This is a genomic window from Kamptonema formosum PCC 10802, assembly GCF_000332335.1.
Lineage (GTDB): Bacteria > Cyanobacteriota > Cyanobacteriia > Cyanobacteriales > Oscillatoriaceae > Oscillatoria.
Genome location: NZ_KB235948.1, coordinates 706,031 through 720,185, shown reverse-complemented (window position 1 = coordinate 720,185; position 14,155 = coordinate 706,031). Strand labels below are relative to the sequence as shown.

The window sequence follows — 14,155 nt, the reverse complement described above, 5'->3', positions numbered from 1 at the left end:
CTTCTGTGACAATCACAGACAGATCAGACACCGGCAGCACACCGGCACCGGCACACAACAGATGAACCATCTGTGAGAATCACAGACGGGACACCCACTACAGCCGCTGCCGAAACGCTACCGGCGCTGTCTCTATTCTATGCAATTTATCCGCACTGGAAATCACCGGCACTTCCGGCGGTAGTGGCACCCCTTTTACTCCCCCTCCCTGTACACGGGGAGGGGGTTGGGGGTGCCGGGTTCATCCCACAAATGTGAGACGCCCCAACTACCACCAGAACACCACTAAATCCCCCGGACTAGCCGTTCTGCGACATAGAGGTTTGCCCCACAGAAGTCTGCGAGACAGGGCTCGGCGAAATCGAAGGCTGGCCCACAGACGGTTTAGCCCGCTTGATCAGCTTGGGCTTGGGAGAAGCCGGCAGCTCTTCCACCGGCGCGTCTGAACGCAGCCACGACGGACGGGTTTGGTCGTAGGCCATTTGCAGGGCCGCCGCCGCGATGGCGTGTGCGTCGTACTCCTCGCCGAGCTGAGACACAATCGGCAAGAAGGAGGCCAAACGCTCGCCGGTGAGGGCAGCCCGGACTTGCGCTTGCAGTTTCTCCAGCTGGCGCGACTCGATTTGCGACCGGCTTGGCACCGAGTTGATCTTCAGGGTTTGGCGGACATGGCGCTCAATTTGCTGCAGCTTGCGCCGGTCAAACGGCTGAACCAGGGAAATGGCCGTTCCTGTTTTACCGGCACGCCCGGTGCGCCCAATCCGGTGCACATAGCTTTCCACGCTGTCGGGCAAATCGTAGTTAATCACATGCGTCAGGTGATCCACGTCCAGCCCGCGAGCCGCAATGTCCGTGGCCACAATCCACCGCACTTGCTGCTGGCGGAACCGGCTCAGCAACCGCTCGCGCTGGGCTTGGTTCAAGTCGCCGTGGTACTCGTCCACGCTGTGACCGGCTGCTTGCAGTTCGCTCGTCAGCTCAGCCGCCGCCCGCCGGGTGCGCACAAAGATAATCGCAGATTCCGGATCTTCCAGTTCCAAAATCGGCTGCAGGGCTTTCGCTTTCGTCCAGCCGCGCGGCACCATATAAACGTGCTGGTCGATCTGCTTCGGCGTGGCTTTCTGCTGCTTGATGCTGACGTTGACCGGCTCGCGCAGGAACTTGGACACCAGCTGGCGGATCGAGGGCTCCATCGTCGCCGAGAAAAAGGCCGTCTGCCGGTCGGATGGGGCTTGGCTGAGGATTTTCTCGACATCATCAATAAAGCCCATGCTCAGCATTTCATCTGCTTCGTCGAGCACCAGCCAGGTCAGCTGGTCGAGTTTCAGGTTCCCCCGGTCGAGCAAATCGATAATCCGCCCGGGTGTCCCCACGACAATTTGCACGCCCCGCTGCAGTGAGCGGATCTGCCGGTCGATCGCTGAGCCGCCGTAAACTGCTAAAATGCCTAAGCGCCGGTCGCCGCTAAAGTCGCGGATGGCGTTGCTCACTTGCAGCGCCAGCTCCCGGGTTGGGGTCAGGATCAGGGCTTGCACTGCCGGCTTGTTGAAATCAATGCGCTCCAAAATGGGGAGGGAAAACGCTGCCGTCTTGCCGGTGCCGGTTTGCGCTTGTCCCACCACATCCCGTCCCGCCAGCAGCTCTGGAATCGCTTGCATTTGAATTGCTGTCGGGGCGGTGAAACCCAGTTTTTCTAATTGGCTGACGCGAGCTTCAGAAAGACCCAGGTTTTTGAATGACAAATCCATTTAATCTCCTATAAACCTATTTCATTGCGGTACATGACGTGCCAAACTGCACTGCGAGCAGTCTGAGCGCTTGTACAAAGGATCTCTTCCAGGCGGGGTGCCTGTGCCACTGCTCATCACACCTGCTTCCATTCAAGCTCCGAGCTGAACAGCGGGGGTGTCGAATGAATCATTTGTCTGCGAGCGGCGGCTTTCGAGCAGTGGCTGGTCTGTAATTTGTTATGGCCCATCTCGGGCTGCGAGCCCAGTGGGCAGTGGCCAAAGCTCTTTTCTTTTTTGGGCGAATGCCTGGAGGGGTTAGACCCCTTCTGACCTCCGCTCACGCTCAAACGTTCTGCTGAAATATTAACTCAACATTAAACTTTTGTTAAGCAACTCGCAACAATTTCGCAAAACTTTCCGCATTTGCCTGTTACTTGGCCCCGATGACGTCTGCCGCCGTGGCCACATGGCCGTACAGGTCGTAAACACCGGCCCCGGTAATGGCCACCGGCACCAGAGAGCCCAGCCGAGCCTCTCCCTGAACGTAAACCAAGCCATCCACTTCTGGGGCGAAGCGTGCCGAGCGACCGATTAACTCGCCCGTCTCGGGATTTTCTTGCTCTACCAGCACCGAAACCACCTTGCCCACCTCAGCTTGATTTTTCTTCAGCGAGATTGGCTGCTGCGCTTCCATCAGGGCGTCCCTGCGGGCGTCCATGACGTCTTGCGGCAGCTGGTTGGGCAGGCTGTGGGCCGGGGTGCCTTCCTCCGGGGAAAATGTAAACACTCCTGCGTGGTCGAACTGATGTTTCTTTACAAATTGTAGCAAATGTTCAAAATGTTTATCCGTTTCCCCCGGAAACCCGACAATAAAAGTTGTCCTGAGAACGGCATCGGGGATCGCCGTCTCGATCCGCTCGATGATGGCGTCGTTCACGCCCGCCTGGAAAGGCCGGTTCATGGCCCGCAGGATGTCCGGGTGGGAGTGCTGCAGGGGCAAATCGAGGTAGGGCAGGACGTTGGGCGTTTCCTGAATCGCGGCGATCACTTTAGGAGTCAGCCCTGTGGGGTAGGCGTAGTGCATGCGAATCCAGGGGACGTCCACCTTGCCGAGGGCCCGCAGCAGTTCCGCCAGCTTGGGCTCGCCGTACAGGTCGAGGCCGTAGTTGGTGGTGATTTGCGAGATTAAGATAATTTCCTGAACGCCCTCCGAGGCCAGCTGTTTGGCTTCCGCCACAATGGACTCGATGGAGCGCGAGCGCTGGTTGCCTCGCAGGTGGGGGATAATGCAGAAGGCGCAGCGATAGTCGCACCCTTCCGCCACTCGCAGGTAGGCCACCCCTTCGGTTGTCGTGCGGTAGCGGGGCGTGGTTTCGTCGGCGATGTAAGTCGGTTCCGGTGTTATCTCCTTAACTCGCTCGCCCGCTTCAGCGCGCTCGATGACCTCTACGATTTTGCTGTAGTCGCCGGTGCCCACCAGGGCGACTGCTTCTGGCAGTTCCTCGAGCAGTTGCTCTTGGAAGTGCTGCGCCATGCAGCCGGCGATGACGATTTTTTTGTTGGCCTCTGCCAGCTCCACCAGAGTCCGCACCGACTCCTCCCGTGCGGCTTGGATAAAGCTGCAAGTGTTAACAATGACGTAATCCGCTAATTCTTCGTTCGTGTCCACCTCGTAGCCCGCTCGCACCAGCAGGCCCAGCATATGTTCCGTGTCGATGCGATTTTTTTCACAGCCCAGGTGGGAAATGGCAATCGTTGGCTTTTTGCCCATGCAGCGTTTGGAATCCGTGATGGCTTGCTCTGCGCTACCTTACATTGTGGGGACTGCTCATCTTACCCTTTCAGGCGCTGACTAGCTGGCCCTTCGGCGGCACCCCACTCCCATATATTAATATGATTTAACGTAAAGTAGCTCTCTGTCAGAGGAATTATAACAGGGCTATGTCCGATCTAGACCGTGGCATCATGAAATTCAAGGGGGCGGACAGCCCCGCTGCGATCGCAATCACCTCGATTGTGGTGCTGGGCGCGATAGCGCTCCTCATCGTGTGGGCGCTGACGTCAGCCTACGCAGTCTGATTCCGCAAACACTGTTTTGACTGACCGCCGACCGGCACAGGCTCCCCTGCCTGTGCCACCAGAAAGTGGTTCAAGCGGGGCGTGCGAGCTTAGATATTATATCATGTCTAGTTCATTGCTCGCAAGCCCCTCACCCCTCAACCCGCGCTCCCGCAAGCCCCTCACCCCTCAACCCGCGCTCCCGCAAGCCCCTCTTCCCCCCCATCCCCAGAGGGAGCCTCGATCCCCCCCAGCCCCTCACGCCCTAGCCCCCTCTCCGACAAGGGCAGAAGGGGAGTAAGAAAAAGGCCCAAAGGAGTGGCAAAGGTTTGATTCCCTTTTTCCCCAAACCGGCTGAGTGGCGGATGAGGGCTTGCTTTGCTAAAATTCACCCCAGCCGCAGCCCCTCCCTTGTCCTGGGTTTCTCCTGCCAACTTCCGAATGGGGGCGCTCGCAGACTAGCCGGCCTGTGCTAAGGTACGGTGTCAGGACTGAAAACAGCGAGGAGCTGATAAGTAGGTGGACAAAATAAAAGGTTATATCATCTCCGGAAAGAAAAACCGGATTTTGGAACGGCTTTGACGTAGAGCTATACCCGCTGGACAAAAAACTCGATTTCTGCCAAACCCAGGGTTTGGCAAACGGTGTGTCCATTTTGGCTACCTGCGCTTAAAGAATTTTTATGACAAAATTTCGCGATCTCGTCAGCTACTACCGGCGGTACTGGCTGGTAGCAACTTTTAGTATTGCGGCGTCTTGCGCCTTTGAAATCCTGGATTTGATTCTGCCCTACGCCACAGGCCAGATTTTAAACGTGCTTTCAGACTTGCCGGTGGATAGCATAACGCAACATCTGATAGCGGCGGTGGCGGAGTTGACAGGGTTGACTGTCGGTAAGCCCCTCTCCCTAGGAGTCCTGATGGGGCTTATTTTTTTTGCCACAGTGGCGAGAGCGCCGGTGCAACCCTGGCTGGGACTCTGGTTTCACTGGGATATTGCCCTGCGCACCCGCCGCGACTACAACCAAAAAGCTCTGGCAAAAATCCTGACTCTGCCACTGAAATTTTATGAGGAAAATAATGCCGGACGGATTGCGGGGCGGATTGCCAGGGGGGTGGGGAACCACACCTGGAGTTACCCAGAAATCGCCGGTCAGCTGATTCCCAAACTCTGCCGGCTGCTGGGAATCTTTGCGATCGTCTGGCTAATCGAATGGCGCATTGCCGTGCTGTTTATGGTTTCGTTCTTTTTTATCCTCGGCTTCAGCCTGAAAAGCTTGGCAGAGTTAATAAAGCGAGAGGAATTAATAGACCGCTACATCGAAAAGACCGAAAGCCGCACCTCGGAAATTGTCACCAATATCAAAACCGTGAAAGCCTTTTCCAGAGAAGCGACTGAACTGAAGCGCCAGCGCCAGCGGATAGAGCGGGAGTTTACTGTTATCGATGGTCGCATCAACATGAGTTACACCGTGCTGACGATGTGGCAAACCACGGTGATTCAGGTGTGTCTGTTCGCAGTGCTGGGGTTTACCCTGCTGGAGACAGTCAGCGGCGTGATGTCTCTCGGACATTTTATCACAACGTTTAGTTTTGCCAGCATGGCTTATTCGGAGTTGCGCCCGATCGCGAACTTGGCGGAGATGTTTGCCCGCAGGTACGCATCCATGATGCGATTCCACGAATTTATGCGCCACCCATCAGGCAGCGATGCGGTGGATTTGACACCGGCTTCCCCGAAACCACTGGCGCTCACGCCTTACAAATTCACCGGCAAAGTAGAATTTTCCCACATCAGTTTTGGGTACAATTCCTCACGCCCGGTCTTGCAGGATATCAACCTGCTGATTGAGCCGTACCAGACGGTGGCGCTGGTGGGCCGGTCGGGTTCCGGCAAGTCCACGCTGGTGAAGCTGCTGTTCCGCTATTTTGAACCCGATGGCGGCAAGATTTTCATGGATGGTTCGGACATCCGCCAGATGGATGTCGCCTGCTACCGCCGCCGGCTGGCTATCGTCCACCAAGACGTTGATATCTTCAACGGAACGTTGCTCGATAACCTGAAATATGGCAATCCAAATGCCAGTTTCGAGCAGGTGCAAGACGCTTGCCGCATTGCCAGAGCGGATGAATTTATCCGCAACCTTGACAAAGGGTACTGCACTGTGATAGGGGAGCGGGGCGTGCGGCTGTCGGGCGGGCAGAAGCAGCGGCTGGGAATTGCGCGAGCGCTTTTGGTGGAGCCAGACGTGCTGGTTTTTGATGAAGCGACTTCCAGTTTAGATTATGAATCTGAGCGCTCGATTCAGCTGGCGATGAACAGTATTCTCGGCACCCGCACGACGATTATTATTGCCCACCGGCTCAGTACAGTGCGGGAGGCGGACAAGATTGTGGTGCTCGATCGGGGGCGGATTGCGGAAGTGGGGAGTCACGAGGAGTTGCTGCGCCACAAGGGAATTTACTACCGGCTGCACGCGCTGCAAGAAACCGGCTCGTTTGCGGTGGGGTAAGTTTAATAATGAACCGCCCCCGTGAAGGAACGCCAAGAGGGAAGAAGAAGGAGGAGGAAGAAGGAATTTTCTCGTTCCCAGCCCGAGCCTGGGAACGCCCGTTAGGAGGCTCAGCCTCCTCTTTTGTTTGAACCGGTGGCGGGGGAAAGCCGGTGAAAAGGAAGCTGGTGGTGGGGATTGCCGGTGATGGGAAATTCACGCAAGGGAAGACGAAGCCCGCATGACAAGGGCTGACTTGTTTCTGATACCTTTACGCCTTGGTTAACTTTGGATACCAGGTTCCCTGAGAGAAATTGGCGTCATTGAATTTGATGGACCCAGAGGTGTCGCGGCTGCTTCTAAACTTAGCATCTCGACTCGCACTCTCAGGCTAGCGTCAAAAATCGCATTTTGCCGGATGTGGCAGGGCGTTTCTTTGACCCATTAAGGTAAGTCGCCCGGCATTATTTCGCTGCGCAATTTCAGCTTGCGTGCGGCGCAGGCCACTCCGCTGCAAAGCGATGGCCTGGCTGTAGCCGTACCGGCAGGCTGCGAGCCATTTTCTCCAGGTTTTATTGAGTTCCGAGCTTGGGTAAATCCGGATCTTCCTTGACCTGAGCTTTGTACTTTCGGAGTCCGTAGAGCCTGGAGCTGAAGCCGTGGAGGATGGCAAGGATGTCCTCAACCATTTCTCGGTCCGGACTGAGACTTGTTTCGTTGAGAACCACGAGCTCGCACCCGTTCTGCTCGCAGAGCCATCGAAACAGGTCAAAGCCGAATCTCGCCAGCCTGTCTTTGTGGGCAACGACAACCAATCGGATATCGCCTGACAGGATTTGTTCCAGTAGGGCGAGCAGCTTTTTTCGCTTGAAGTTGAGCCCGCCTCCAATTTCGGCGATGACTTCTGCTTGCGGGTAGAGGCTGCTGAGCGTTGCGACTTGCCGGTTGAGGTCGGACTGCTGGGCTCGGCTGCTAACCCTGGCGTAGGCGACGACTTTCCTGTTGTCCTTGCCAGATTTGGTGGTATAGGACTCGATGTTATAGCGGCGCTGTCCTGAGGGTGTCCTGATGGCTTCAATTCGCCCCTCTCCCTCCCACCGGCGGAGGGTTCGCTCGTGGACTCCAAGGGCTTCTGCCGCTTCTTTCGGTTTGACATATTTGGTCAACGGGACTTCCTCAAATCTCTGCTGTCCGTATTATATCACATTCTCCGGCTTTGTTTAGGGAAACCCGTATTAAATTTTGCCTCCTTTACCGATCAACCGGCAGTCTGTACGAATCAACCGGCAGTCTTTCCGACACTCGCCGGCACTTGGTACGAACGAGCCGGCACTGGGTACGAACGAGCCGGCACTTGGTACGAACGAGCCGGCACTGGGTACGAACGAGCCGGCACTTGCTACGAACGAGCCGGCACTTGGTACGGCTGAGCCGGCACTTGGTACGAACGAGCCGGCACTTGGTACGAACGAGCCGGCACTTGGTACGGCTGAGCCGGCACTTGGTACGGCTGAGCCGGCACTTGGTACGGCTGAGCCGGCAGTCTGTACGGCTGAGCCGGCATCTGTACGAATCAACCGGCAATCTGTACGGCTGAGCCGGCAATCTGTAAGGCTGAGCCGGCACTTGGTACGGCTGAGCCGGCACTTGGTACGGCTGAGCCGGCAGTCTGTACGAATCAACCGGCAATCTGTACGACTGAGCCGGCAGTCTGTACGAATCAACCCGCACTCGTTCTATTTTACCATATAACTGCAACTTTGTCAATATCCAGAAAGTAGATTTTTGTCAGACACACCGGCATTCTTCCCGGCACCCTGAGGTGTGCGAGAATAAATGCCAGCGTTTTGGAGTCTGTGAGTAATGGGGTGGGCAGCAGGGCGGGAATTATACGGGAGTCGCGATATTATAGACAGGCAGCTGGGGTAGGGTGGCATTGGGCTCCCCTATTTAGCAAAAAATAAAACAGGGAAGCGAGCTGTCATCAAGACGCTTAAAGATGAAGGTTTGAATTTCCCGCAGTTTGCCTGGTTCCGGGACAAAATTTGGGTGTTACCGCTGCTGCTATCTTTGTGCCGGCTCCCCCATATCGTAGAGATTGAAAATGCTGTTTATGAGGGGCAGCTGCCTGGCATCGAAATGGAATAGGTAGAAGGGGAAGACTTGTGGGAGCGCCTGAGCAATCGCAGCGTCATATCGGAGAGCGAAGCGGTGCGCTAGATCGGGCAGATTGGCGAAGCGCTGCAAGCTGCTCGCGAGAAGGAGTTGCGGCACGGGGATATCAAGCCGGCAAACATTATGGTGCGTGCCGGTGTATCGGAAGCGGTGCTGATTAATCTCGTTCTCCGGCTCCGCCTGGGAACGTCCGTAAGGAGGCTCTGCCTCCTGTTTTGTTTCTACTTTGAAGTGATAGCGGGGATTGCCGGCGAAAAGGGAATCGGTGGCGGGGATGGCCGGAGATTGGCAATCGCCTGTACACTGGAAACGAGAAAAATGGTACTCTAATAAACGAGCGGCAGCAGCCCACTGAAAACCCATTCTCAGGCAAGACCTGGGAACGATAAAAATGAGAAAAGAAGGCGGGGAGCGACAAACGCTCAAACCCTGACGGCGGCTTCTGGATCGAGTTCGGGTGGCAGGGTAGGAAGAGTTTTGCCGGCTGAGGTTTCGGGGTCGGGCTCTTCAGCCCGTTCTGGTTTTGGCAGCCAGCCGGTTTCTGCATCTGGTTCTGGCGCTGTTGCGGATTCTGCCGAGAACTCTGGGTTTTGCTCTGCTGGAACCTGAAAGTGGGTCACAATTTTTGCTAGAACGGAGCTTGCCGCTCTGCGTGAACAGCTATCCTTTTAATATTAATAAGGCGAAGTTGCCTAAAATTTCATCTATCTTCAGGTGTGAGCCTGGCAATCGCCATTTCCGCAGGAGCTGCAGGGTGCGTTCCGGTTTTCGCACCTTCCCCCATCTAAGCTCGCGAATGCTGAACGCACCCTACATTGGGAAGCAGTAGGGTGCGTTCCATGTCTCAGACGCTCTCGACTTCTGGGCTGACGAAGGCGGAACGCACCCAGCACCGCAGCAGCAGTAACCGGCACCACCTCTCCGAAAAAACACCGGCACGCCTGGGAAGGCGAGGGGGGTTGCGCAATCCGCTTGAGCATATCTGCTCAATTGCCCCTGGCACTCAGGCATCGGAGGGGGAAGCAGCCGGTGTCTCCCTGTCGCATGGGGAGCGACAAACTGTATAGTGGGCTGATAGCATATTGCTCAATAGAGCCAACCGTGTCCCCGGCGAAGCCTAAAGACGACTGATGAGCAAAACCACTTCCGTGCTCGAAGCCTTGCTGCAAGCCCTACCCCACCTGCGATCCCAAATTTATTTCAAATCTTCCCTGACGGCTCTGTCTCACGCAATGGAAGATCAAGTTCTGGCGGGGTCCGATCCGCCTTTGCTGATTGCCAACTTTCAGCGAGAGCGCTTCTACCGGCAGGAGGCGCACCGCTACCGGCGGATTGCTGAGCGGACGAATCAGCTTTACGTCCTGGCCGCACCGGAGACGGATTTCAAAAACTCCTCCGAAATCTGCGAAACAGTAGCCTTCGACCGGGAAGACCGGTTGAGTCAAGAGTGGCATTTGGTGGCAATCGCTCGGTCGTACACAACTTGCCTGATTTGTCAAGAGCGCTCAGCGCCGGTGAGCGACTTCTGGAGCGCCGGCAAGCGGAGGCTGGATATGCCGGCGATGGATCAAGCGCGCCGGTTTGAGGGAATTTGGACGTTTGACCGGCAGGTGAGCTGCTTGGCGGCGGAGCTGTTGCTGGATCGGATTCTCTGCTACCGTCCCGAACTGGCGGAGAAAATCGAAATTGCCCGCTCGCAATTCCTCATAGAAATGCCGCCTGGATTCCACAGCGCCGATCCGGAACCCTTCGCCCAGCGCTTGGTAACATACCTGCAAGTCGGACAGCACAAATTGCTCAAAACATACCGCTCGCTAGCCGCCCAAGAGCGCAAAGAGCGCTTGGTGAATTCCATCACCGCCACCATTCGGCAATCGCTCAATCCTGCCGAGATTTTTCAAGTGGCGGTGCGAGAGCTGGGACAGACGCTCTTGGCGTGCCGGTGCCTGATTTACCGCTGCAAAGCGACGGACGAAAGCGCGACGATCGCCCACGAGTTTTTGGCCCACTCGGCGGGCTCCCTGGCCGGCCAAAATTGGCCCCTGGAGGACAATCCCCTGTTTCAAGAAGTGGTGCGGCGCAGGGAGGGAGTGTGGGTTGAGCACGCCCAAACAGACTCCCTGCTTGCCGGCACCGGCACCTTGGCGCTGGCGCAAAAGTGGGAGATAGCCTCTTGGCTGATGGTGCCGGTGCTGTATCAAAACCAGCTGCTGGGGATGGTGGAGCTGCACTACTGCGGCGGGTGCGCTCACGAGTGGGACTCGGAAGAGCTGACGCTGGTGAATGCGATCGCCACCCAAGTCGGCGTCGCCATTATTCAAGCCGAAGCCTACGCCAACCTCGAAGAACTCAACGAGCAGCTGGAAGCGCTCGACCGCACCCGCAGCAACCTGATTGCGATCACCGGCCACGAACTGCGCACGCCTCTGTCCACGATTCAAATTTGCCTGGAAAGTCTTTCCAGCGAGCCTGACATGGCTCCAGAATTGCGCCAAGCCATGCTCAGCTCGGCTCTGGCAGACGCCGACCGGCTGCGGAAACTGGTGCAGGACTTCCTCACCCTCTCCCGCTTGGAAAGCGGGCGGGTGGACTGGAATCTAGAACCGCTGCAGCTGCAAGAGTGTGTGGATTTGGCCCTCAGCAGCATTCGCGCCCGCCGGTCGGATGAGGCCGCGCCCATCCAGATTGCCGCCCAAGTTCCCGAAGACTTGCCGCTGGTGCAGGCGGACGGGGAGTGGCTGGTGGAGGTGCTGGCCAAACTGCTGGACAATGCCTGCAAGTTCACCCAGCCTCCGGGACTGGTGACGGTCCAGGCGAAGTGCACCGGCTCGCAGGTGGAAGTGCTTGTGGCCGATACCGGTCGCGGCATTACCCCAGACCGCCTCGATATCGTCTTTGACCGATTCTATCAAGAAGAAGGTGCCCTGCGCCGCACCCAAGGCGGCACCGGCTTGGGGCTGGCCATTTGCCGGCAAATTGTCAGCAGCTGGGGGGGGAAGATTTGGGCCACCTCTGCCGGCAAGGATCAGGGCAGTCAGTTTCACTTCACTGTGCCGGTTGCGGAGGTGAGCGGAGAAACAGGCCCGCAACCACCGCCGCGCGGGGGTCGCAACCGGGGGGGTGGCGGTTCGGGCCGCCGGCGGGCCACCCTCCGCTAGCCGGCGTGAGAATTCTTTCTCCCCCCTCCCCCCAAGCGGGGAAGGTGGGGCCCCCTCTGGGGATAAGGGGCAGGGGGTAGGGGGGGGGGTTTTATTGGCCACAGGGAGGCAAATTTTGCCGAAAGTTTGCCGAAAGTTTGCCGAAAGCTAAAGAACTGTTACAGTTCTTGACAAAAAGCTCAGATAGGGGGGTCTGAATGATACGATGCCTTAAAAATTGCTTTACACGCGCGAGAGGTATCCATGACCGAACCCTTGACTGGACAAACCCCGATTTTTGGCGGCAGCACCGGCGGCTTGCTCACCAAAGCTGAAGTGGAAGAAAAATACGCTATCACTTGGACTAGCTCCAAGGAGCAAGTGTTTGAAATGCCCACCGGCGGGGCGGCCATCATGCACCAGGGCCAAAACCTGCTCTACTTGGCCCGCAAGGAGCAGTGTCTGGCTTTGGGCGCTCAACTGCGGACAAAATTCAAGCCAAAAATTGAGGACTACAAAATTTACCGGATTTATGCTAATGGCGAAATCCAGTACCTGCACCCCAATGATGGCGTCTTCCCCGAAAAGGTGAACGAAGGCCGTGCCTCTGTGGGCAAGAAAGACCGCAACATCGGCAGCAACCCGCAACCGGCAACGGTGAAGTTCAGCGGTCAGCGCACTTACGAAGTCTAGCGCCCGCTACAGCCAGCAGGCTCGCTTAATCTAGAGAAGCAACATGTCGCGTCTCTACACTTGGGGAGAAGCGACATGTCGCGTCTCTACATTTGGGGAGGCGCGACATCTGGCGGATGTGAACTCCCGACCTCTGTTGCAGCGCCGGTCGCCCCTGTGGATTTGAGAAGCTAAAGTTTAGATTAAAAATGGGTGAGAGCCCGCAAAAAGCAATAAGATAAAAGGGATTCAGGTTGAGAGCGGCCCGTGTTTAAAAACAGGAATCAACCGGATGAAAGAGAGAGATAGATGATTTTTCCTGATTTTTCGCAATTTTCGCAGCTCGCCCTTGAGGGGAATTTTGTGCCGGTGTGCCAGGAGCTGGTAGCGGATTTGGATACACCGGTGTCGGCTTGGTACAAGGTGTGCGCCGGCATTCCCCACAGCTTCCTGCTGGAATCGGTAGAAGGCGGGGAGAAAATTGGGCGCTACAGTTTGCTGGGGTGCGATCCGCTTTGGGTTCTGGAAGCTCGGGGGAACCGCACAGCCCAAACTCACCGCACCGGCGCGGTGGAGGTGTTTGAGGGGAACCCGTTTGAGATTCTGGCAAACTGCCTCAAACCGATTCAGCCGGTGCAAATCCCCCAACTGCCCCCAGGCGTGGGCGGGCTGTTCGGGTTCTGGGGGTACGAACTGATTCGCTGGATTGAACCCCGCGTGCCGGTTTACCCGCTAGCTGAGACAGATTTGCCGGACGGGGTGTGGGTGCAGGTGGACAGCCTGCTGATTTTTGACCAGGTGAAGCGCAAGATTTTGGCAGTCTCCTACGCCGACTTGCGAGATGCCGGTGGGGACACGGCTGCAGCTTACGAGGCGGCTTGCCAGCGCCTAAAAACCCTGGTGAGCAAACTCCAAATGCCCCTGTCGAGCAAGGACACCCTGTTGCAGTGGACGCCGCCAGAGAGCCGGGGAGCCGGGGAGCCGGGGAGCGGGGGAGCAGGAAAGCCAGAGTTGGTTTATACCAGCAACACCTCCAAGGAGCAATTCTGCGAGAATGTGCGAAAGGCAAAGGATTATATCAAAGCGGGCGATATTTTTCAAGTGGTTCTTTCGCAGCGACTCGCAGCTGAGTACACCGGCGATCCGTTTGCGCTTTACCGCTCCCTGCGCCTGATCAATCCCTCGCCTTATATGGCTTTCTTCAACTTTGGCGACTGGCAAATTATTGGCTCCAGTCCGGAAGTGATGGTGAGAGCCGACCGCACCCCAGATGGGGCCAAACTGGCCACCCTGCGACCGATTGCCGGCACTCGCCGCCGGGGCAATACGCCGGCAGAAGATGAAGCCCTGGCCAAAGAATTGCTGGCAGATCCCAAAGAAGTGGCGGAACACGTGATGCTGGTGGATCTGGGGCGCAACGATCTCGGGAGAGTCTGCAAAAAGGGCTCGGTGAGGGTGGATGAATTAATGGTGATCGAGCGATACTCCCACGTCATGCACATTGTCAGCAATGTGCGCGGCGTGCTCGACCCCGAGAAAACCGCCTGGGATCTGCTGAAAGCTAGCTTCCCCGCCGGCACGGTGAGCGGCGCTCCCAAAATTCGGGCGATGGAGATTATCCACGAGCTGGAAGGGTGCCGGCGCGGCCCATATTCGGGAGCTTACGGCTATTACGATTTTGAAGGGCAGCTGAATACGGCGATCGCGATTCGCACGATGGTTGTTCGCGCCAAGGGCAGTAACAAGCATACGGTTTCAGTCCAAGCCGGTGCCGGTTTGGTGGCGGATTCAGACCCCGAAAAAGAATACGAGGAAACCCTCAACAAAGCCCGGGGTTTGCTAGAAGCGATTCGCTGCTTGGTTTCGGTTCCGGAGGGAGTTTAGGTGAAATG

13 protein-coding genes and 1 pseudogene are annotated in these 14,155 nt (G+C 56.9%); 8 read left to right on the top strand and 6 right to left on the bottom strand.

Annotated elements, in window-relative coordinates; genetic code table 11:
- Positions 1 to 299: 299 nt before the first annotated feature.
- Both OSC10802_RS0103160 and rimO read right to left on the bottom strand, forming a co-directional pair.
- On the bottom strand, positions 300 to 1,748 hold the full coding sequence (locus OSC10802_RS0103160; RefSeq protein ID WP_017715337.1) for a DEAD/DEAH box helicase: 1,449 nt from the start codon (positions 1,746 to 1,748) through the stop codon (positions 300 to 302).
- Between the two features lie 412 nt (positions 1,749 to 2,160).
- Complete coding sequence (gene rimO / locus OSC10802_RS0103155; RefSeq protein WP_017715336.1) at positions 2,161 to 3,501, bottom strand: 30S ribosomal protein S12 methylthiotransferase RimO; 1,341 nt, start codon at positions 3,499 to 3,501, stop codon at positions 2,161 to 2,163.
- Between the two features lie 170 nt (positions 3,502 to 3,671).
- Between rimO and OSC10802_RS52550 the strand changes: the two genes are divergently transcribed.
- Together OSC10802_RS52550 and OSC10802_RS0103140 are read left to right on the top strand one after the other, a co-directional pair.
- Positions 3,672 to 3,809, top strand: a complete 138-nt coding sequence (locus OSC10802_RS52550) for a hypothetical protein (protein WP_017715335.1) — start codon at positions 3,672 to 3,674, stop codon at positions 3,807 to 3,809.
- Positions 3,810 to 4,470: 661 nt separating this feature from the next.
- Entirely contained in the window at positions 4,471 to 6,300 is a 1,830-nt protein-coding gene (locus tag OSC10802_RS0103140; protein ID WP_017715333.1) for an ABC transporter ATP-binding protein, read from the top strand.
- Positions 6,301 to 6,556: 256 nt separating this feature from the next.
- On the opposite strand, the pseudogene OSC10802_RS56305 reads toward OSC10802_RS0103140, so the two are convergent.
- Positions 6,557 to 6,699 (bottom strand): annotated as a pseudogene (locus OSC10802_RS56305) (RNA-guided endonuclease TnpB family protein); the annotation flags it as partial.
- A 152-nt stretch (positions 6,700 to 6,851) separates the two neighbouring features.
- Complete coding sequence (locus OSC10802_RS0103135) at positions 6,852 to 7,445, bottom strand: IS607 family transposase (protein WP_017715332.1); 594 nt, start codon at positions 7,443 to 7,445, stop codon at positions 6,852 to 6,854.
- 76 nt (positions 7,446 to 7,521) lie between these two features.
- Between OSC10802_RS0103135 and OSC10802_RS48710 the strand changes: the two genes are divergently transcribed.
- Entirely contained in the window at positions 7,522 to 8,031 is a 510-nt protein-coding gene (locus OSC10802_RS48710; RefSeq protein WP_155967356.1) for a ribosomal eL19 family protein, read from the top strand.
- A gap of 312 nt (positions 8,032 to 8,343) precedes the next feature.
- Here OSC10802_RS48710 and OSC10802_RS48705 read toward each other — a convergent pair whose 3' ends face one another.
- Both OSC10802_RS48705 and OSC10802_RS0103125 read right to left on the bottom strand, forming a co-directional pair.
- On the bottom strand, positions 8,344 to 8,817 hold the full coding sequence (locus OSC10802_RS48705) for a hypothetical protein (RefSeq protein ID WP_017715331.1): 474 nt from the start codon (positions 8,815 to 8,817) through the stop codon (positions 8,344 to 8,346).
- A gap of 59 nt (positions 8,818 to 8,876) precedes the next feature.
- Entirely contained in the window at positions 8,877 to 9,074 is a 198-nt protein-coding gene (locus OSC10802_RS0103125; RefSeq protein ID WP_017715330.1) for a hypothetical protein, read from the bottom strand.
- A gap of 210 nt (positions 9,075 to 9,284) precedes the next feature.
- Between OSC10802_RS0103125 and OSC10802_RS48700 the strand changes: the two genes are divergently transcribed.
- The 5 genes from OSC10802_RS48700 to trpE all read left to right on the top strand — a co-directional run bounded on the left by OSC10802_RS48700 (position 9,285) and on the right by trpE (position 14,147).
- Positions 9,285 to 9,521 (top strand): hypothetical protein, encoded by a 237-nt coding sequence (locus OSC10802_RS48700; protein WP_198525052.1) that lies wholly within the window; start codon positions 9,285 to 9,287, stop codon positions 9,519 to 9,521.
- Between the two features lie 63 nt (positions 9,522 to 9,584).
- Positions 9,585 to 11,612 (top strand): DICT sensory domain-containing protein, encoded by a 2,028-nt coding sequence (locus OSC10802_RS0103120; protein WP_017715329.1) that lies wholly within the window; start codon positions 9,585 to 9,587, stop codon positions 11,610 to 11,612.
- 243 nt (positions 11,613 to 11,855) lie between these two features.
- A complete protein-coding gene (locus tag OSC10802_RS0103115; protein WP_017715328.1) occupies positions 11,856 to 12,284 on the top strand; it encodes a photosystem I reaction center subunit II PsaD in 429 nt (142 codons plus the stop codon).
- A 43-nt stretch (positions 12,285 to 12,327) separates the two neighbouring features.
- On the top strand, positions 12,328 to 12,450 hold the full coding sequence (locus OSC10802_RS55410; RefSeq protein ID WP_255349113.1) for a hypothetical protein: 123 nt from the start codon (positions 12,328 to 12,330) through the stop codon (positions 12,448 to 12,450).
- 122 nt (positions 12,451 to 12,572) lie between these two features.
- Positions 12,573 to 14,147 (top strand): anthranilate synthase component I, encoded by a 1,575-nt coding sequence (gene trpE / locus OSC10802_RS0103110; RefSeq protein ID WP_017715327.1) that lies wholly within the window; start codon positions 12,573 to 12,575, stop codon positions 14,145 to 14,147.
- Positions 14,148 to 14,155 lie beyond the last annotated feature (8 nt).